Raw genomic sequence first — 18,633 nt, forward strand, 5'->3', positions numbered from 1 at the left:
TTGCCGGAAAGAAACTGATTTATGACTTCAATTCATCATGAGCCGCCAAGAAATCAACCGATCCGGTGAAATGGAAGTCTTCGTGCGTGCTGTGGAACTCGGCGGCTTCACCGCCGCAGCCGCGGCTTGCCGGATGACGCCGTCCGCTGTCAGCAAGCTTGTCACGAGACTTGAAAAGCGCCTTGGCGCGCGTCTAATCCACCGCTCGACGCGGCGATTACAGCTCACCCCCGAGGGATGTGCCTTCTTCGAACGCAGTGTCGCTATTCTTGCCGATATTGCCGAAGCCGAACGCCATGCATCGGCGGGAGAGCAGGTGGCCGGCCATATCCGCATCAATACCAGCGGCTCCTTCGGCAATCATGTGCTGGCTCCACTCATTCCGGGCCTCATGGCGCTGCACCCGAATGTGTCACTGGAGATCTTCCATACGGACCGGGTCATCGACCTGATGGAGGAGCGCGCCGACGTCGCAATCCGCGCCGGGCCGCTGAAGAGCTCCAGCCTCATGGCGCGCAAGCTTGGAACGACACGAAGTATCATTGTCGCCTCGCCGGACTATCTACGCAGGCATGGGACGCCTCACTCCGCCGCGGAATTGGCAAAACATTGCCGCATCAGCTTTAGCTATTCGAGGGTGATCGAAGGCTGGCCGCTGCTCATTGACGGCGAGGTAGCGACGGTACCGGCAGCGCACAGGCTGCAGGTGAGCGACGGCGAAGCCATGCGGCATCTGGCGCTTGCCGGTGCCGGCCTGGCGCGGCTTGCCGCCTTCACGGTCAAATCAGATATTATGTCCGGGCGATTGCAGCCGGTGCTGGAAGAATTCAATCCCGGAGATATCGAGGAATTCCACGCCGTCTATATTGGCCAGGGCGGCCCCCTGCCAGCGCGCGTGCGCGCCTTGCTGGATTTTTTGCGCGAGAATGTCAGCCTTTGAAGAGCGACGCGGCCCACGGCCGCATCGCATCCTTGGAAAGGCGATTGTGACGCTGATCAGGCGGTCGGCTGCCGGGTCTTGCGCAGATAGGGCAATACCGTATCGAACGAGCCGAAGCGGGTAATCGCATCTTCGTTGGAGACTGCGGCGGTGATGATGACGTCCTCGCCCTGCTGCCAGTTTGCCGGTGTTGCGACCTGATGCTTTGATGTCAGCTGGATCGAGTCGATCGCGCGCAGGATTTCGCCGAAGTTGCGGCCTGTCGTCATCGGGTAGGTGAGGATCAGCTTGATCTTCTTGTCGGGACCAATGACGAAGACGGAGCGGACGGTGGCGTTGTCGGCCGGCGTGCGGCCTTCCGAACTTTCGCCGGCACCTGCCGGCAGCATGTCATAGAGCTTGGCGACCTTCAGGTCCTTGTCGCCGATCAGAGGGTAGTCGACGTCGAACCCGGTTGCCGTCTTAATGTCGTTCTTCCAGCGACCATGGCTCTCCACGGGATCGACGGAAATGCCGATGATCTTGACGCCGCGCTTGCGGAATTCGCCTTCGAGGCCAGCCATGGCGCCGAGCTCTGTCGTGCAGACCGGCGTGAAGTTCTTCGGATGCGAGAAGAGCACGGCCCAGCCGTTACCGATCCAGTCATGGAACTTAATCTCGCCCTGCGTCGTCTCGGCCGTAAAATCCGGCGCGATATCGTTGATGCGCAAACTCATTGTCTTACCTCCAAAACCTGCCCCGGCGTGCATTTGTGACAGCCCGGGAACGAGAAAAAATCCGTCGCACAATGGCGTCGAATGTCGGATATGAAAAGCCATTCTTTTATAGGGACGCCGCGATTGCCGCTGAAAACCCCTGCGGCCTGCGATGCCTGCTACGCGCCTTCAACATGTCCAGAAAGCGGTAACCGCCCGCCCAGCGCCCGTAACCACTTGCTATATTGATATGTCCTGCAAGACCGATATTGCGAATATCCGAATTCCAGAGCCGTCCGAACATGCCGAGCCGGTCGAGGCTCATATAAATGTCATTCAAGCTCCCGATCGTCATGCTTGAGAAAGGCAGCGCATCCGTCGGCATGGTGCCGAAGGATAGATGTCCCGCGTGCAAGGTTTCCGTCACCGGAATATCGCAAGGGGCTACGAGCAGCGCACCTTTGACCCTTCGTGCAGCCTGGCGGCCAGCCAATCTCGCTGTCAGCACGCAGCCCAAGCTGTGGGCAACTATATAGGCTTCTCCGGCTTCTTCCAGCGCGGCTTCCAATTTCTCCATCCAGCTGCCGAGATTGGGAAAGTCCCAGTCATCCTGCTCGACAAGCCGCACGTCGGAATGATCCTGCAGCCAGTAGCGCTGCCAATGCCCCTCACCCGAGCCGAAAAGGCCAGGCACGATCAGTACTCTGGTCATGGAAGCCTCACGAAGAAAAGCGATCGATTGCAAAGCTTGCGACAGGAAATCAAAACGCACCCCTTCAATGCCAAGGCGCGGGGGATGTACACCAATAGTAGATCTCGTAGTCGCGCGCGGAGAGCTCTCGCTCGGCGGGCTCAGGCCGATCGACGGACTGGATGCGTTCATTCGCCTCCTGCAAGGCGCGCCCGGCAAGAATCGTCTTCAGGCGGCTAATGACATTCCATTTCATGTAACCCTCCATTTGGTTGATAATCCCAAGCGGCTAATGCAAATCGTCCTCAGCCCATCATTCGGCCGCAGCAAGCGCCGCTATCGAATGCGGGAAGAAGGCAGAGAGCTCACCGACGACCTCATTGATACGGCTGGCAAGCGGTTCCGAGGAAACCCTGTAGTCGGTAAAGTCACGATCCGACGCGTAGACGGCGGTTGGCAGGGTATGTGCCATGAAGAAGCCGAAGAGCGGCCGCAGCTGATGTTCCACCATCAGCGCATGCCTGTCTCCTCCTCCGGTCGCCGTGATGATGATCGGCTTGGCGCGCAGCTCGTGCGGATCGATGAGGTCGATCAGATGCTTGAACAGCCCCGGGTAAGAGCCCTTGAACGTCGGCGATCCGATAATCAGGGCATCTGCCGAGACGATGTCATCGATCACACCCTTCGCCTGATCGTCGAGATCCTTGCGCCACTGAGCCGCGCCGAGAGATGGGCCGACATCATGCAGATCGTAGATCCTGCTTGAGAAGCCATAGCGCCCGCTTGCCAGATCCGCGACAGTCTGGACCAGCGCATAGGTCTTCGACGGCCTGTTGAAGCTGCCGGCAATGCCGACAAGTTTGGGCGCACTCATTCTTATCCCTTCCGAAGATCGCATGCATTTTCGATAATGCAAATATTGTCCATAAAAATAGTAGATTAAAAGGAACAGCGATCTCTGAAGGCGCAGGAATTGGAAAATCTCTTTCTACCGCGGCCAGCCAGGCGGACCCCACAAATGCCCCGAAAGGAAGGGATGGACGTCAACTCGCATCTTCGAAAATATCCGGGGCATCAAAGAGCGGGCCGGACAAGCCACATCGTCTGCCTCGGCGGAGTTGGAGCAAAGCAGAACTAGCCGGGGTGCGTATTCCCGGCATCTGTTGACGACGATATCAACCCACTCAACCGGGAAGCGCGGCCGGAGATTGCATACGCGCATATATATTTATCTTTCGACGACGATCTTCAAAACGTCGCGGTTCTTGTCCCAAAAGGGCAATGCGCTTTCGGCATCGGCGAAGGGTATGACCTTGGAAATAAGCGAGGCGGCACGACCGCCGATCGTTTCAAGATAGGCGATGACCGCATCGAAATCAGACTTGGTCGCGTTGCGCGACCCCATGATATCAAGCTCCTTGAGATTGAACATTTGCGTCTGATAGCTAACGGGCGCCTTGGCGTAACCGACATAGACGACGCGCCCGCAAAAGCCGGCCAGGTCGATCGCCTGACGAAAGGTTTCCGGAAGACCGACTGCCTCGAAGGCCACATCGACGCCCTGGTCTTCCGTCAGTTCGACAATGCGCGCAGCGACATCTTCCGTGCCGGCATCGATTGCGTGGCGGGCTCCAAACTGTTTTGCCAGCGCGGTCTTTTCCTGGCTGAGGTCGACGGCAATCACCTCGGCTCCGCGAGCAACGGCTCCGATGACGACGCCCATGCCGATCATTCCGCAACCCAGCACAACGATGCGATCGCTCGCCGACACGCGGCCGCGTGCCACTGCGTGGAAGCCCACTGATAGCGGCTCGACCAAGGCGAGAAAGCGTGACTCAAGGGTATCATTGAGGATCAGCTTCTCTGCCGGAAGAACGATCTCTTCGGCAAGTCCGCCATCCTGCTGCACACCGAGCGTGCGATTGTAGCGGCAGGCATTTACACGCCCCTTGCGGCAGGAGGAGCACGTGCCGCAACTGGTATAAGGAAGCACGATAACGCGCTGCCCGGGCCGATAGGCGGGCTGAACTCCCGCCCCTGTCTCGACGATCTCGCCGCCGATCTCGTGCCCGGGAATGCGCGGCAATTGCACCAGTGGATTGAGGCCTCGAAACGTGTTGAGATCACTCCCGCAGATGCCGACATGACGGACGGAAACACGGACATCACCTTCCCCGAGCTGCGGGCGAGCAACATCGGTGAAACGGGTTACGCCTTCACTTTCGATCGACAGAGCTTTCACGTGACGAAACCTTTCCTGGATTAGGCAGTAAACCGGGCGCGCAAATCTGGTTCACTGAATATAGAGCAGTTCGATGCGCCAATGTCGACCGGCAGGTGGAGCACACATCAAGGCAGTTTCGTCCTTGCGCACACCGGTATCATACAGGGATGAGTTGAGCACCATCTTCGCCTCGAACGTTGACACTGGATTGCGCCCATTCACCGCCTCCTTGCGCTGAATCTGCACGGCTGAGATAAACAGTTTAAAGCGGTGTTTTATGTTTAAAAAACCAGCAACGGTGGGGGCGCAGCATCTTGAGCTTCTGGAGACGATCGAGACCGACTATCACCAGTTCTCGCTTCTGGACGAGCATTGCATCGCCTGATCAACCGCGCTTCCAGCAACCGCTTCGTCACCGAATTCTATCACGCCATCTCGCTGATTTTCTTCTATCATTCTCAATGGAACAAGAAAGACGAGCGCAGCCGTAATAAAGCAGCGGTGTGTCAGCATCTGGATTATATCGATGCGATTCTCTTAAGGGATCCGAAAAAATCAGCCAGCCGTGTACGGCGCACCTTAGCGAGGCGCGCCGTACACGGCCTGCGAGCATCACTCGAGACGCTCAACTTGAAAATCCGAGCACGCCGCCGGACATGACCTACTGAAGGGTCATGCCTGGCCCGGTGTCTGCTCTCGCTGCGTAAGGATCGACGATGGAGAGCGCCCGGTTGAGAGCTTCGGCAAACCCATGAAGAGAGATGACATAACTTACCTCGCGGTCGGTATCTGCTGCGGCCAATGTCACAGGGAGACTGCGCCTGCGCCGCAGACCGGCGAGCATGGCTTTATTTAGCTTCAGCTCGACAAGACAGGCACGTGGGAAAGCGGCGGTAAATGGCGAGGCGAGGCTGGGAGTAGCTTTGCCGTCTGGTAGTAGTCCGACGCTCCGCAGGTATAGCCCCTGCGGCAAAGCCAACATGCCCCGGAGACTCCCACCCTCTGGAGTAAGTTCAATCGACAGTACAGGTGTATTTGTCTGCAGATCATACAGCGTGTATGAAATGGCGTAAGACAGCCTGGCAAGGTCAGCAGCGCCCTGATTGACGATGGTAAGTATCCAGTCGCCATAACGCTCCTGAAATGCGCCTGAACCGGCGGCGATGATGGTCGCCTTGTCAGCCATCACGAACCGCCATCCGGTCGCTTTATCGATGTTGACCAGCCCTCCTCGACGCCCACTATCACCTTGAACGGCCTTATCTCGTCCATCTCCGATCCCCCTTAGCTGGCGTATCGCCGCAACATCGCATGTCGCATCTCAGCCTCCGCCCTTCAGTAGCTGAGTTCTTGCGATCTCATATTGGCAATTTTACGCCAGTGCATCCTCCATTTGGTGTAATACTAGAAATCTTTTCAGTCATATTCAACGAATATGTCGAATATTTACTGTGGACAGAACTCAAATATTTTATGAAATACATTATTAAGCCTCGCGTAATATATATCTATATATTCCCACAGTAAAATTTACTTCAACTTGAATTCTATTGAGAGAAGTACCGCTGCATGCAGATTGCACGACGCGTCAAAAGCCCTTCACTACGAAGGAACGAGGCACGAGAGCGGATCGGCGAAAAAACTTGGTCGCAGGGGTGGGCGGAAAAACAATGCACGCTATATGGCGTACATAAGCGGGAGGAAATATTAACTCTGCGGAGGAGGTCGTCCGGCACAAAGGAAGAGGATTCTGATGCCCAATTCAGTTTTGAATGCCCTGGGACAGCCACTGTACTATAGCGATACATCGACAGGTTTCTTTTCCGCCACAGGCTCCGGCCCGGTGCTTTACGGCACCGCCGGCAACGACTCCATGTGGGGTGACGCCTCTGTCAATGTGACGATGATGGGCGGCACCGGCGACGATATCTATTATCTCTATTCCAGCATAAACCGCGCCTATGAAGCGCCCAATGCCGGCATCGATACCATCAATACCTGGATGGATTATACGCTGCCGGAAAACTTCGAAAATCTCACCGTCACCGGCAACAATCGTCATGCCTATGGCAATGACGCGGACAATATCATCACCGGGGGTAGCGGTAGCCAGACCATCGACGGCGGTGCCGGCAATGACGTGCTGATAGGCGGTGGCGGCGCCGACACTTTCATCATCAGCAAGGGCAACGGCAGCGATCTCATCACCGATTTCAGCGATGACGACAAGGTCCGGCTCAATCAATATGGCCTAACGTCCTTCGATCAGGTGGTCAGCCATTCCACGCAGGAAGGCGCCAATGTCCGGCTCGATCTCGGCAATGGCGAAAGCCTGGTCTTCGCCAACAAGACCATCTCCGATCTGCACGAAGATCAATTTCAGCTCGGGCTTGACAGATCTTCGCTGACGCAGACCTTTTCGGATGATTTCAACACGCTCTCGCTGCACGAGGGAGCGCAGGGCACCTGGGATGCTAAATATTCCTGGGCGCCGGACAAAGGCAGCAGCTTGAACGACGAGCTGCAGTGGTACATCAATCCTTCTTATGCACCGACCGCATCCGCGAACCCCTTTTCCGTTTCCGACGGCATTCTGACGATCACGGCAAAGCAGACGCCGGATGCATTGAAATCGATCGTCGAGAAACATGATTATACATCAGGCATTCTGACCACTCACTCCACCTTCTCGCAGACCTACGGATATTTCGAAATGCGAGCCGAGATGCCGCATAATCAAGGCGTCTGGCCCGCTTTCTGGCTGCTACCGGAGGACGGTTCCTGGCCGCCGGAACTCGATGTGGTGGAGATGCGCGGGCAGAACCCCACCACGGTGAACGCCACAGTTCATACGAACGAGACCGGCGAGCACACGATGACGTCTATTCCAGTGGAAGTGCCGAGCACCAACGGCTTCCACAATTACGGCGTCCTCTGGGACAAGGATCAGATCGTTTGGTATTTTGACGACGTGGCCGTTGCCCATGCCGATACGCCGGCCGATATGCACGGCCCGATGTACATGCTGGTCGATCTCGCCGTCGGCGGCGTGGCAGGCACGCCAACGGATGGCCTCCCGAACGGGTCCGAGATGAAGATCGACTATATCAAGGCCTATTCCCTGGACGATCATGCCGCCCAGCTTGCCGCCTCATCCCAATCCGCGCATACGACGGATTGGCATATTTGACGGGGATCAAGGTCACCTGAATATCCGAGCGGCAGGCTTCGGGTTGGTCCGGGCTGCCGTTCCACGCCATTGCTGCCGCGCGGCTCAATCCACCGATCAATCGTGACAGCGAGATGGATTTCTTAAGTCACGACCTGGATTTGCGTCTTGACGGAATTGGCGATGAAGCATTGCTCATGCGCCAGGTGATGCAGTTCCGCTTGCATTGCGGCGGTTGGCGGCTCCCCGGCATAGACGACGGTCGGACTGAGCTCGACACGGCTGACGATCAATTTTCCGTCGACCTTCTCCATCACGCCAGTCACCTTGTCGGTATAGCTCTCGACGACGATCCGTTTGGGCGCGGCGAGCGAGAGAAAAGTCAACATGTGACAGCTGGAGATCGCCGCGATATATGCCTCCTCCGGATCGACGTTGGCTTCCACAGAATAGGGAAGCGGAACGATATGCGGCGAGGCTGACGCCGGCACGACTTGCCCACCATCAAAGCGCCAGATGTGGGCGCGGCTGTAGCGCTTGTCGGTAAATACCGCTCCTTCTCGCTCCCAATGTACCTCGACGGTCATTTTCATGATCAATCATCCTTTGTCGGCATGGAAAGAAGTCTTGCGGTCGTTTGGGTAAGATGGCGGCGAAGATGCTCCACAGCCGCCGAGATATCGTGCCTCGTACAAGCGGCAACGATTGCAGCATGCTCCTCGAAAAACTCTATCCGCTCCTGAGCGCCCGCCTTTTGATGAAAGCACGCACGCCGGCATTCCCGCCGAAGCGCTTCTATGGTTCCAAGCAATCGAGTATTTTTACAACCGCTATACAGGGCGCTATGGAATTGATGGTCGAGCTCTTCAATCCGCAATGGATCGTATTCTGCGAATAGCTCATCGTTGAGCTTTTCAGCCTTCCGCAGGGTGGCGGGCGAGAGCAATGGGGCCGACTGCTCCATGGCAGCGACCTCAAGGATAGCACGAAGTTCGGTAAGTTCAGTCGCCTCACGTTCAGAAAGAACCGCCACCGCAAGACTGCGGTCAGGACGCCGCACGACCAAGCCGCTCCCAAGCAACCGGTTCAAAGCCTGCCTGACGGGCTGGCGGCTGACGCCAAACCGCTCAGCAATCAACTCTTGTTTGAGAACTGACCCCGGCGCCAATTGGCCCGATTCGATCTCGTACTGCAGCTCACTGAAAATCGACATTGGATCCATGGATCCAAAGTAGGATATTCCCGCGAAGTTCGTCAAGCCTTTGCTATCGATATTCGAGCCTGGCGTCTTTTGTGGTTCCCCGGCTAAAAGGATTAATAATCCGGGCCTGCGACGCTGCATGCTGCCGTCTCTTCATCGGCCGCAAATTGGACCTCAGCCCTAATCCTCTCTGAATGCCCGGCTGATCTGATCGGTCATCGGCTTGGTCAGATAGGCAAGAACACTTCTCTCGCCGGTCTGCAGGAAGGCCTCCACAGGCATGCCGGGCAACGGCGTAAGCTGCCCCAGCCGATCCCATTCCTGCTTTGCCACCCTGACCCGCACGACATAGTAACTTTGTCCCGAACGTTGATCCGTCGTCAGATCCGCCGAGATCGTATCGACATGCCCGTTCAATTCTGGTGTGATTCGTTGGTTGAAGGCAGGAAAACGCAGGGACACCGCCTGTCCCACGGTAATCTGATCGATATCCTGTGGCGCAAGTTTAAGCTCCGCCACCAGCGCGTCCTTATCCGGCACCACCTGCAGGATCGCTTCTGCCGGCGAGACAACCGCTCCTGCGGCATGGATGCTTAGCTGGTCGACGACGCCAGCCTGCGGTGCCTTGATGTCGATCCGTTTAAGATCGTCCTCGGCTGCAATTAGACGCTCGGAAAACTGGCCACTGTCGCTCTCCGCCTGGCGCAGCTGATCGGACACTTCCGAGCTGTGATCGGCATCGATCTGCAGGATCTGCAGCTCTGTTTCTGCGATCTTTCCTCGGGTCTGGGCTATAGACGAGACGAGATTGCCAAGATCGCCATTCAGCGAAGCGCTTTCCCGCTGCAACGAGTAGACCTTCGTTGCCGAAATGATGCCCTGATTGAGCAGACCTTCGAGGCTTCCGAGCTCCTTCGCAATGAGTGCGATTTCCCGCCGTTTGCCCTCTTCCTGCGCAACAAGCCCCTCGATCTCCCGGTTGAGCTGTTGAATGCGCTCATGCAGCTGTGATTTCTGCCCTTCGCGAGATGCCTGTCGATCGAAAAAGAGCCGCCGCTCGCCGGCCAGAATGGCGGTGACATCGGGATTTCCGGCAGACGAGAGAAGATCTGCCGGAAAGACGATCTCCTGCCTGCCATCGCGCTCGGCGACAAGACGCGCCGTGCGGGCGGAAAGCTCGTTGAGCCGTTTGCGGATGATGGAGAGATTGGCTCGCGTTTGAGTATCGTCGAGTCGGACGAGCACCTGACCCGCAGCGACATGATCGCCGTTCTTCACGAGGATTGCGCGGACAATGCCGCCCTTCAGGTGCTTTATCGGCTTTACATAGCTGTCGACGACGAGTGTGCCGGACGCGATCACCGCGCCGGCAATCTTGGTCGCGGCGGCAAGGCCGCCCACGACGCCGAACAATAGAAGGATGACCGCTACCACCAACAGTGACAGGCGGCGGATCATTCGTTCGTTCGATGACGAGGCCTTGCCGATCATCCGTGCGTCTCCCCAGCGGCGATCGCCAGATGCGTTGTTCCGAGCTGCTTGGACGACGGGCCAAGGATGTCCTTCTTTGGCCCGAATGCCTGAACCTGGCCGCCGGCAATGATCATGACCGTATCGGCAGCCGCAAGAGCGCTTGGCCGGTGGGCAATGACGATTGCGATGCCACCTCTATCCTTCACGCCTGTAAGCGCCGTTGTCAGTGCCGCCTCGCCTTCCGCATCCAGATTGGAATTCGGCTCGTCGAGAACCACTAGAAAGGGATCGCCGTAAAGCGCTCTCGCCAAGGCTATGCGCTGCCTCTGCCCGGCCGAAAGGCGCGATCCGCCTTCGCCGATCTTCGTATCGAACCCGTCCGGGAGCTTGACGATCATGTCGTAAACACCGGCCGCCTTCGCCGCCGCGATGATCGGCTCCGTTCGCATGTCCTCGGCAAAACGCGAAATATTCTCGGCGATCGAGCCGTCGAAGAGGTCCACATCCTGCGGCAGATAGCCGATATGCCGCCCAAGCTCGTCGCTATCCCATTGCGACAGCGCAGCGCGGTCGAGCCTCACCGCACCGATTGCGACCGGCCAAAGGCCGCAAATCGCGCGGGCCAGCGACGACTTGCCCGATGCGCTCGGGCCGATGACACCAAGCACCGTGCCGGCCGATATCTTGAATGAGATATTGCGCAGGATAATATCGCGGCTGCCGGGCGGCGTCACCGTAATATTCTCGACGCTGACTTCCCTTGACGGCGCAGGCAAGGCGAAGGCCTGCTTCTCGGGCGGCGCTGCATCGAGGAGCGGGGCAAGCCGCTTCCATCCCTGGCGAGCAGCCACAAAGCCCTTCCATTGGCCGATCGCAAGCTCGACAGGCGCCAGCGCCCGCGTCACCAGGATTGAACTCGCAATGATGATGCCTCCCGTCGCTTCCTGGCGAATGACGAGGATCGCACCGATAGCAAGGACACCGGATTGCAGCATCATGCGCGCAACCTTCGCGGCGATGGTGAGTGCGCCGACGCGGGTGCTCGCTATCGCCTGGTGCCCGAGGTAATCCTCGTTCATGACAGCCCATTTATCGGTAAGGCGGCCGGAAAACCCCATGGCAATAGCAGTCTCCCAGTTCCGCCGCGCGGCCTGGGCGAAGCCTAGACGCACGGCGGAAGACTTGGCCGCCTCCAGGGCCGGTTTGCGCGATAGAGCTTCGGCAGCCCCGGTAATGCCGATGAGCAACATGGCACCGCAAAGGGCGGTGAAGCCGATCCAGAAGTGGAATAGAAAACAAAGGAGCAGATAGAACGGCACCCAAGGCAGATCGAACAGCGCCGTCGAACCGCTTCCGGAGAGAAAGGATCGGATCTGCTCGAGATCACGCACCGATTGCAGCCCATCGTCCGAGGTCTGTTTTTTGGTTGGCAGGAACAGAAGCGCGCCGAAGACCTTCTTGTTTAAACGCTCGTCGAGCGACATGCCGATGCGCACAAGCAGCACGGAACGCAGGAATTCGATTACGCCCTGAAACAGGTAGAAGGTCACGACGATGATGACGAGACCGGACAATGTCGGTAAGCTATGGCTCGGAATGACCCGATCATAGACCTGCAGCATGAAAAAGGAGCCGGTCAGCACCAGCACATTGATGGCAGCACTCGCCAGGGCGATGCCGAGGAAGGCCTTGCGAAGCGCCGACACCATCAATGCGGCGAATGTCAGCGGCGGGTCTTTCGGGACGGCAAGCACCTTGCGTCGATCCTCAACATTGGCCGTCGCGTACGGCAGGGCTTCCAATCAAGTTCATGACGCCGCCTCCCGTTCGGCACCATGACCCTGCGAAGCGATCGTCAACGGCATCAGCCGCCATCGCCGCTTCGCATCTAACCTTCGGTGATCCCATATAATTTAGGAAGTCGAAATCTGCGCGAAATGCAGTTTCGGTGAACCCAATCTTATCATAGGACACCCTGTCCATTTGCGGGACAATTGTGCCATGAAATGGGGCAGCTGCCGGTTCTGGCAAGATGCTTTGAGCTCACATGGCCGAAGCGGGCGACATCCCGTCACCCGCTTCCGCATTCAGTCGAATTTCTCTGTCGTATCGGCCTTGCCCTTGACCCAATAGCCGGACGCCTTGATCCAGCTCAGCGGATAGCCGCGTTCTTCGACGAGGTAGGAGCGCAAGGCGCGCGTGACGGAGGCTTCGGCGGCGATCCAGACGAACGTGCCGGGCAGCACATCGATCGACTGCAATATCTTCAGAAGCGAGGACGGATCCGCCGCTTCCGAAAGAGGCCGATATGCCCAGCGCATATCCAGCTGCGCATCGGTTTGAAATGACTGATGTTCATGAGCATCGGCAACCGCGGCGATCGCCGTTATATGCGCCCTCGCACGTGCCTCCTCAATCCGGCGGCCGATGGCCGGCAGTGCCGTCTCGTCGCCGATCAGCAGCCAGTTCTCGATATCTGCGGACACAACGGCCGAGCCGCGGGGGCCGCCGATCTCCAGCCTGTCGCCGACGCGAGCGTCGAGCGCCCATTGGGTGGCGGGACCAGCGTCGTGGACGGCAAAATCGAGGACGAGCGTTCGTGCTTCGGCATCGTAATGGCGAGGCGTATAGTCACGCCGCTCCATCTCCTCGCCGGTACCCGGCACCATCACCTTGATGTGGTCGTCAGGCGCCAGGCTGACGAAATCGGCGAGGTCATCGCCGGCCAGCCGAATGCGCAGCATGCCGGGCGTGATCCTCTCGATTGCCGTCACCGTCAGGGAGCGACGCTTCAGTTCATGGCGCACGCGCTCGATCTTGGGAGGGGAAACGATCGGGTTGGAGGCTTGGGGATTGTCCATTTCATGTCCTTTCGAGGCACTTCGATCTCGATCCGCAGGACATGGTCGCGCAGACCGAAGCCGCAGAGCCGTTCGATCATACGCGTTGAGTGACGTTAACGCTTACGTGGCCGAGCGGTCCGGCCAGTGTGCACGTCTTGTATAAAAGAGGGCGTTTCCTCGCGCAACGTAAAGATGATAATTTTAGACAAGTTTTTCATCGAACGCCCACGCGGACGCAAGCTCTGCCGAGCAGGTCGGCACGGCCTTTCAAAGCCGTGCCGACCCGATTGATTACTGCAGCGCCTTCTCCATCAATCGCGCGAGACGCTCGGCAAAGGCGCGCGGATCGGCCGGCTTGTCGCCATCGAGGACACGGGCCTGGTCAAGCAGCAGAAAGGCCGCATCGTCGCGCAGGGACGGCGCATCCGCCTTGGCGGCGATCGCCTTGACGACCGGATGATCCATATTGATTTCCAGGATCGGCTTGGCGCCGGACTGCAGGCGGCCGGCACCCTGCAGGATCTTCTCCAACTGGCGGTCATAGCCCTGCTCGGAGGCAACGAGGCAAACTGCGCTTTCGATTAGACGATCGGATGCGCGCACATCGGAGACCTCATCGGCCAACTTCTGCTTGGCATAGTCGAGGAATGCCTGGACTTCGACGGGCGCGCTCTCGCTTTCCGGCTTGTCCTCATCCTGCTTCTTGAACTGGGCGAGATCAGCGGACCCTTGCGTGATTGACTTGAAGCTCTTGCCTTCAAATTCCGGGGCATTGGTCACCCAGAAACTGTCGACGGAATCGGTCAGCAATAGAACTTCGATGCCGCGGGCACGGAAACCTTCAAGCTGCGGCGAAGCCTTCAGTTGCTCCAGGCTGCCGCCGACGAGATAGTAGATCGACTGCTGGCCTTCCTTGGCATCCTTGATGTAGTCGGCAAGCGAGCGATAGCCGTCGCCCGAAGTCGTGGTGCGGAAGCGCGAAAGCGCCAGCAGCTGAGAACGACGTTCGAAGTCCTCGTAGATGCCTTCCTTGATGAGGCTGCCGAAATTCTCCCAAATCTTCAGGAAGGCATCATGGTCGCTCTCCGCCTGTTTCTCGATCGCCGTGATGATGCGGTTGGTGACACCCTTGCGGATCGCCGTCAGGATCGGGCTTTCCTGGATCATCTCGCGCGAAACGTTGAGCGGCAGGTCTGACGTGTCGACGAGACCGCGCACGAAGCGGAGATAGCGCGGCAGCAATTCCGCCTCGTCGGTGATGAAGACGCGCTTCACATAGAGCTTCATGCGGCCCTTGCGATCGGGATCGAAGAGGTCGAAGGGCTGCGTACCGGGCACGAAGGCGAGCGCCGAATATTCATGGCGCCCTTCGGCGCGGAAATGCACCGTCAGCGCCGGCTCGTCATACTGGCCGGAAACGCCGCGATAGAAATCAGTATATTCCTCGGCAGTGATGTCGTTTTTCGACTTGGTCCAGAGCGCGGTGCCATCGGTGAGCTGCGTCGCTTCCTCGCCGGGCTTTTCGGCGATCTTGATCGGCACCGGCACATGGCCGGACTGTTCCTTGACGATGCGCTCGACGCTCCAGCGCGAGGCATAGCTCTTGGCATCTTCCATCAGATGCAGCGTGATGCGCGTACCGCGCGCCGGCGCTTCGCTGACGTCGACGGGCGCAACGCTGTAGCCGCCCTTGCCGTCGGAAGACCACAACCAGGCATCTTTTGCACCGGCGCGGCGCGAGACGACATCGACGCGGTCGGCCACCATGAAGCAGGAATAGAAGCCGACGCCGAACTGGCCGATAAGCTGCGCGCCCTCGCCCTGCTTATTGGCCTCGATGCGCTCCATAAAGGCGCGCGTGCCGGAGCGGGCGATCGTGCCGAGCGCCTCGATCATCTCGTCGCGGCTCATGCCGATGCCATTGTCTTCCACGATGAGCTTGCTGCCATCGGCGTCGAGCGTCAGCAAGATGCGGCTGTCGGGATCATTGGCAAGCACGCCGGGCTGCGCAATCGCCTCATAGCGCAGCTTCTCGCAGGCATCGGCTGCATTCGAGATTAGCTCGCGCAGGAAGACATCCTTGTCCGAATAAACCGAGTGAACCATCATATGCAGAAGGCGGGCAACGTCGGCCTCGAAGACGTGGCTCTCGGCGGTCATTTCTGCGGTGGTGGTTGTCATATGCGTCTAGTCTCCTGGGAATGTTGAAAGTCGCGCCGAACAGGTGGCGGAAGACGAGGGAAATTTCAAGCTTACGTTGCCTTGCCGAGCTCAAAACAGGCGCATAGGCATTCGTCAGCGGGCAAAATCATGTGCCCGTCGCCTCATCATCCGAGCTTATCACGCAGGATTGACATCAGTACGGTGCAGCTGTGGCGCGGTGACGCAGGGGTTGCCATAAAATTGGCGAAGGCCGAGCCAAAATCGAAACCGTCGCATCGACGGGCTTCGAAGCCATCCGCTTGAAGACCTGTCGGAGATGTTCTTCAAGCAAAGGAGACCATTGTGCAAACCCTCCGTAATACCCTTCTCATCGGCGCTGGTCTTATAGCGGCCTCAGGATTGGCAGGCCAAGCATTCGCCCAGCAGAAGCAATCCATCCAGATGCATCAAATGACGGTTCGCTTGCCGGACGGTTCACTGGAGATGATCCGCTATAGCGGCAATCGGCCGCCGGTAGTTACATTCCCGGGAGACCCGGATGCTGCGTTCATCACAGCCTTCGATCCCTTCGGCGATGCCTCGTCTTTCGCCGAAATGGAGCGCATATCGGCTGCCATGGATCGCGAGACAGCCGCCATGCTCGACAATATCAGGCTTTCTGCGCGATCGCCCGATGTCAGCGACAATCTCATGAAGGTCGATCTGTCCGGACTGCCGATGGGCGCCAAGGGATATACGATGATCTCGACGACCTCAGGCAAAGGCACCTGCACGCAAACCATGGAGTATTTCAGCTCCGGCCGCGGCAAGCCTCAGGTCAAGACAACCAGTTCCGGAAACTGCGGCGCGCTTCAGGGCTCGACGGCCAAGCCCGCACGTGCCGTCTCGCCGCAACCAACCCCAAAGCATCTGCCGTCCGGGATGATCGAAGCTTCGTATCAGCCAAACCCGAAGACGGTGGGAATGGCCAAGGCGTTTTAAGATAAAATTCTGAGATCGACGCCAGCAACCTTGAAAACGGGATGCTCGAAAAGAGTATCCCGTATGTATTGCACTCTCGCTATCGCCCGCTGTGCGATTGCTTTGGTTGTCGCGACGGCAGCATCTCCATCCTGAAGCGCGCCGGAAAACGGCGGAACCATGGGTGACGTTTGGCGTTGTCCCCTCACCTCCGATGCAGGAGACTGATGTCATGCGCCGTCAAGCACACCTCTTGGCCCTTCTAACCATGCTATGTGTCGCTGCCCCGGCTGCCGCTGACGAAAGTAACTTCCTGAAACCCTTGAGCGGCGATTGGAGCGGCTCGGGTAGGGTTCTGCGAAAAATTGGCGGCTCGCCCATCAACGTATCCTGCAAGTTCAATATCCAAGCGCCGGGCTCTTCGATCGCCATGCAGGGCAATTGCCGCGGTCTTCTTGTCGTCAACCGGCCGGTGTCGGCGCAGCTCACGGCACGCGGAAGCCGCTATTCCGGCACCTATGTCGGTCCCTCCGGCGCAGCGTCCCAGCTGTCTGGCAGCAGGCAAGGGAGCGTCATCAATCTCGCAGTACGCTGGGCGCGCCTCGTCAATGGCGATCGGAGCGCCAATATGAGCATCCGAGCGCAACGCAGCGATCAACTGACGATCCAGACGACGGACAGAGATCCGAACTCCGGCAAGTCGGTCGTCACGAGCGAGATCAACCTGCGCCGCCAATAAGGTTTGCCTTCAGCTCCGAAAGATGGTGCCCTCCAGCTTTTCGGCCATCATGAAATGGACAAGCGGTATATCGACTTAGCGATACAAAGCCCGAATGCTTGACTTTGTGAGATCAATATGAGAACATAAAGTGAACATATGGAGATATCCATGACCAAAGCCGAGCAAGTCATCGAACGTGCAATGACCTTTGTCGCTGTCTCGAAGGCCCTTCGGGAGCGCGAACAGGAACGGCGCGCCACATGGACGCGCCGTGTCGAAATCAGCCGGCCGCTACCGCCCTTGCCGCGCGCCGTTCAGCTCTCGTTGAAGCTCGACAGCTGAAATGGTGACGGTGGTCACCAGCACCCGGTAGGCTGTGAGAGCGCCCGCCTTACGGCGGGCGCATGACCTTCGATTGCTTAGGCCTTGAAGAAAGCGAGCAGGTCGGCGTTGATCACGTCCGCATGTGTGGTGGCCATGCCGTGCGGGAAGCCTTTATAGACCTTCAGCGTACCCTTCTTCAGGAGCTTGATGGAAAGCTCGGCGGAATCTGCGATCGGCACGATCTGGTCATCGTCACCATGCATGACCAGCGTCGGTACTTCAATCTTCTTCAAGTCCTCGGTGAAGTCCGTTTCAGAAAAGGCCTTGATGCAATCATAATGGGCCTTTGTTCCACCCATCATGCCCTGACGCCACCAATTGTCGATGACACCTTGAGAAACGGCAGCACCGGGGCGATTGAAGCCGTAGAACGGTCCCGCCGGGATATCGCGGAAAAATTGAGCCCGGTTGGCTGCAAGCGCAGCGCGGAAGCCGTCGAAGACTTCCAGCGGCAGACCGCCGGGATTCTTGTCGGACTTGACCATGATCGGCGGTACGGCGCCGATCAGCACGGCCTTCGAGACGCGGCCATGGCCGCCATACTGAGCGACATAACGCGCAACTTCGCCGCCGCCTGTCGAATGGCCGACATGGATGGCGCCCTTGAGATCGAGATGCTCTGCAAGAGCCGCAACATCGGCGGCGTAGGTATCCATTTCATTTCCGGTCGCCGTCTGGCTGGAGCGGCCATGGCCGCGACGGTCATGAGCGATGACACGGTATCCCTGATTGAGGAAGAAGAGCATCTGGGCGTCCCAATCATCGGAGCTCAAAGGCCATCCGTGATGGAAGACGATCGGCTGACCCGTTCCCCAGTCCTTGTAGAAGATCTGCGTTCCGTCCTTGGTAGTGATCGTGCTGCTGCTCATTGTGTCCTTACCTTTCGAAGTTGATTGCTTTGTAGAGGCTTGTGCAGGTTGAGCGAAGGGACTGACAGCTGCAGCGGCGGCAAGGCCAAGCCCGGCTGTCATAACGCCCCGACGAGTAGCTTGAGGGATCGACTGGCTCATTTCAATCTCCACTTAAATTTACCGTGCGATTTATTATCGCGACACTCATACGCCTAACGCGTTTCGACTTCTGTGTCCACATAAAAAATTATCTAGCGATTATTTATTGCGATAACTAATTGGAAGACGGCGATTTGTTTTCGTAGACTAGCGAAGCCA

The 18,633-nt window shown here is 58.1% G+C and carries 19 protein-coding genes; 6 read left to right on the top strand and 13 right to left on the bottom strand.

Translation table 11 applies throughout. The features are described 5' to 3' along the window. Window positions 1–37: 37 nt before the first annotated feature. Complete coding sequence (locus tag ACYJRZ_RS17635; RefSeq protein ID WP_459461020.1) at window positions 38–940, top strand: LysR family transcriptional regulator; 903 nt, start codon at window positions 38–40, stop codon at window positions 938–940. Window positions 941–996: 56 nt separating this feature from the next. Here ACYJRZ_RS17635 and ACYJRZ_RS17640 read toward each other — a convergent pair whose 3' ends face one another. From ACYJRZ_RS17640 to ACYJRZ_RS17660, 5 genes are all read right to left on the bottom strand, one after another. Beyond that, window positions 997–1,656: a peroxiredoxin gene (locus ACYJRZ_RS17640; RefSeq protein ID WP_459461021.1), complete on the bottom strand. Its 660-nt coding sequence runs from the start codon at window positions 1,654–1,656 to the stop codon at window positions 997–999. Window positions 1,657–1,762: 106 nt separating this feature from the next. Further along, window positions 1,763–2,347, bottom strand: a complete 585-nt coding sequence (locus ACYJRZ_RS17645) for an RBBP9/YdeN family alpha/beta hydrolase (RefSeq protein ID WP_459461023.1) — start codon at window positions 2,345–2,347, stop codon at window positions 1,763–1,765. A 64-nt stretch (window positions 2,348–2,411) separates the two neighbouring features. Then, window positions 2,412–2,582, bottom strand: a complete 171-nt coding sequence (locus tag ACYJRZ_RS17650; RefSeq protein WP_459461025.1) for a hypothetical protein — start codon at window positions 2,580–2,582, stop codon at window positions 2,412–2,414. A 57-nt stretch (window positions 2,583–2,639) separates the two neighbouring features. Next, window positions 2,640–3,200 (bottom strand): FMN reductase, encoded by a 561-nt coding sequence (gene msuE / locus ACYJRZ_RS17655; protein ID WP_459461027.1) that lies wholly within the window; start codon window positions 3,198–3,200, stop codon window positions 2,640–2,642. A gap of 354 nt (window positions 3,201–3,554) precedes the next feature. Beyond that, complete coding sequence (locus ACYJRZ_RS17660; protein ID WP_459461029.1) at window positions 3,555–4,568, bottom strand: zinc-binding alcohol dehydrogenase family protein; 1,014 nt, start codon at window positions 4,566–4,568, stop codon at window positions 3,555–3,557. 354 nt (window positions 4,569–4,922) lie between these two features. On the opposite strand from ACYJRZ_RS17660, the gene ACYJRZ_RS17665 reads away from it, so the two are divergent. Next, on the top strand, window positions 4,923–5,210 hold the full coding sequence (locus tag ACYJRZ_RS17665) for an FCD domain-containing protein (protein WP_459461031.1): 288 nt from the start codon (window positions 4,923–4,925) through the stop codon (window positions 5,208–5,210). A 1-nt stretch (window position 5,211) separates the two neighbouring features. On the opposite strand, the gene ACYJRZ_RS17670 is transcribed toward ACYJRZ_RS17665, so the two are convergent. Next, complete coding sequence (locus ACYJRZ_RS17670; protein ID WP_459461033.1) at window positions 5,212–5,736, bottom strand: invasion associated locus B family protein; 525 nt, start codon at window positions 5,734–5,736, stop codon at window positions 5,212–5,214. Between the two features lie 567 nt (window positions 5,737–6,303). Between ACYJRZ_RS17670 and eglC the strand changes: the two genes are divergently transcribed. Then, window positions 6,304–7,740 carry an endo-1,3-1,4-beta-glycanase EglC gene (eglC, locus tag ACYJRZ_RS17675; protein ID WP_459461035.1) on the top strand — a complete coding sequence of 479 codons (1,437 nt, stop codon included), beginning with the start codon at window positions 6,304–6,306 and terminating at the stop codon, window positions 7,738–7,740. 122 nt (window positions 7,741–7,862) lie between these two features. Here eglC and ACYJRZ_RS17680 read toward each other — a convergent pair whose 3' ends face one another. The 6 genes from ACYJRZ_RS17680 to htpG form a co-directional block, all read right to left on the bottom strand. Next, window positions 7,863–8,312 carry an OsmC family protein gene (locus ACYJRZ_RS17680; protein ID WP_459461037.1) on the bottom strand — a complete coding sequence of 150 codons (450 nt, stop codon included), beginning with the start codon at window positions 8,310–8,312 and terminating at the stop codon, window positions 7,863–7,865. 2 nt (window positions 8,313–8,314) lie between these two features. Further along, complete coding sequence (locus ACYJRZ_RS17685) at window positions 8,315–9,061, bottom strand: GntR family transcriptional regulator (protein WP_459461039.1); 747 nt, start codon at window positions 9,059–9,061, stop codon at window positions 8,315–8,317. A gap of 39 nt (window positions 9,062–9,100) precedes the next feature. Then, complete coding sequence (locus ACYJRZ_RS17690) at window positions 9,101–10,411, bottom strand: HlyD family type I secretion periplasmic adaptor subunit (protein ID WP_459461041.1); 1,311 nt, start codon at window positions 10,409–10,411, stop codon at window positions 9,101–9,103. Continuing rightward, window positions 10,408–12,147: a type I secretion system permease/ATPase gene (locus ACYJRZ_RS17695; protein ID WP_459461268.1), complete on the bottom strand. Its 1,740-nt coding sequence runs from the start codon at window positions 12,145–12,147 to the stop codon at window positions 10,408–10,410. Before ACYJRZ_RS17695 ends, ACYJRZ_RS17690 begins: the two co-directional genes overlap by 4 nt. 333 nt (window positions 12,148–12,480) lie before the next feature. Next, window positions 12,481–13,254 carry a siderophore-interacting protein gene (locus tag ACYJRZ_RS17700; RefSeq protein ID WP_459461043.1) on the bottom strand — a complete coding sequence of 258 codons (774 nt, stop codon included), beginning with the start codon at window positions 13,252–13,254 and terminating at the stop codon, window positions 12,481–12,483. Window positions 13,255–13,527: 273 nt separating this feature from the next. Continuing rightward, window positions 13,528–15,417 (bottom strand): molecular chaperone HtpG, encoded by a 1,890-nt coding sequence (gene htpG / locus ACYJRZ_RS17705; protein ID WP_459461045.1) that lies wholly within the window; start codon window positions 15,415–15,417, stop codon window positions 13,528–13,530. A 324-nt stretch (window positions 15,418–15,741) separates the two neighbouring features. On the opposite strand from htpG, the gene ACYJRZ_RS17710 reads away from it, so the two are divergent. From ACYJRZ_RS17710 to ACYJRZ_RS17720, 3 genes are all read left to right on the top strand, one after another. Continuing rightward, window positions 15,742–16,380 carry a hypothetical protein gene (locus tag ACYJRZ_RS17710; RefSeq protein ID WP_459461047.1) on the top strand — a complete coding sequence of 213 codons (639 nt, stop codon included), beginning with the start codon at window positions 15,742–15,744 and terminating at the stop codon, window positions 16,378–16,380. A gap of 211 nt (window positions 16,381–16,591) precedes the next feature. Continuing rightward, window positions 16,592–17,098: a hypothetical protein gene (locus ACYJRZ_RS17715; RefSeq protein WP_459461049.1), complete on the top strand. Its 507-nt coding sequence runs from the start codon at window positions 16,592–16,594 to the stop codon at window positions 17,096–17,098. Between the two features lie 150 nt (window positions 17,099–17,248). Continuing rightward, a complete protein-coding gene (locus ACYJRZ_RS17720; protein WP_015342656.1) occupies window positions 17,249–17,422 on the top strand; it encodes a hypothetical protein in 174 nt (57 codons plus the stop codon). Window positions 17,423–17,499: 77 nt separating this feature from the next. Here the strand turns inward: ACYJRZ_RS17720 and ACYJRZ_RS17725 are convergent, their stop codons facing one another. Beyond that, on the bottom strand, window positions 17,500–18,333 hold the full coding sequence (locus ACYJRZ_RS17725) for an alpha/beta fold hydrolase (RefSeq protein WP_459461051.1): 834 nt from the start codon (window positions 18,331–18,333) through the stop codon (window positions 17,500–17,502). Window positions 18,334–18,633 lie beyond the last annotated feature (300 nt).

The organism is Rhizobium sp. No.120, assembly GCF_054558365.1.

What these genes read in the sequence shown, in the direction of transcription:
- ACYJRZ_RS17645 (WP_459461023.1), bottom strand. Translation starts at nt 2,347, where the DNA reads ATGACCAGAGTACTGATCGTGCCTGGCCTTTTCGGCTCGGGTGAGGGG.
- ACYJRZ_RS17700 (WP_459461043.1), bottom strand. Translation starts at nt 13,254, where the DNA reads ATGGACAATCCCCAAGCCTCCAACCCGATCGTTTCCCCTCCCAAGATC.
- msuE (WP_459461027.1), bottom strand. Translation starts at nt 3,200, where the DNA reads ATGAGTGCGCCCAAACTTGTCGGCATTGCCGGCAGCTTCAACAGGCCG.
- ACYJRZ_RS17680 (WP_459461037.1), bottom strand. Translation starts at nt 8,312, where the DNA reads ATGAAAATGACCGTCGAGGTACATTGGGAGCGAGAAGGAGCGGTATTT.
- eglC (WP_459461035.1), top strand. Translation starts at nt 6,304, where the DNA reads ATGCCCAATTCAGTTTTGAATGCCCTGGGACAGCCACTGTACTATAGC.
- ACYJRZ_RS17715 (WP_459461049.1), top strand. Translation starts at nt 16,592, where the DNA reads ATGCGCCGTCAAGCACACCTCTTGGCCCTTCTAACCATGCTATGTGTC.
- ACYJRZ_RS17635 (WP_459461020.1), top strand. Translation starts at nt 38, where the DNA reads ATGAGCCGCCAAGAAATCAACCGATCCGGTGAAATGGAAGTCTTCGTG.
- ACYJRZ_RS17640 (WP_459461021.1), bottom strand. Translation starts at nt 1,656, where the DNA reads ATGAGTTTGCGCATCAACGATATCGCGCCGGATTTTACGGCCGAGACG.
- ACYJRZ_RS17685 (WP_459461039.1), bottom strand. Translation starts at nt 9,061, where the DNA reads ATGCAGCGTCGCAGGCCCGGATTATTAATCCTTTTAGCCGGGGAACCA.
- ACYJRZ_RS17650 (WP_459461025.1), bottom strand. Translation starts at nt 2,582, where the DNA reads ATGAAATGGAATGTCATTAGCCGCCTGAAGACGATTCTTGCCGGGCGC.
- ACYJRZ_RS17670 (WP_459461033.1), bottom strand. Translation starts at nt 5,736, where the DNA reads ATGGCTGACAAGGCGACCATCATCGCCGCCGGTTCAGGCGCATTTCAG.
- ACYJRZ_RS17725 (WP_459461051.1), bottom strand. Translation starts at nt 18,333, where the DNA reads ATGAGCAGCAGCACGATCACTACCAAGGACGGAACGCAGATCTTCTAC.
- ACYJRZ_RS17690 (WP_459461041.1), bottom strand. Translation starts at nt 10,411, where the DNA reads ATGATCGGCAAGGCCTCGTCATCGAACGAACGAATGATCCGCCGCCTG.
- htpG (WP_459461045.1), bottom strand. Translation starts at nt 15,417, where the DNA reads ATGACAACCACCACCGCAGAAATGACCGCCGAGAGCCACGTCTTCGAG.
- ACYJRZ_RS17720 (WP_015342656.1), top strand. Translation starts at nt 17,249, where the DNA reads ATGACCAAAGCCGAGCAAGTCATCGAACGTGCAATGACCTTTGTCGCT.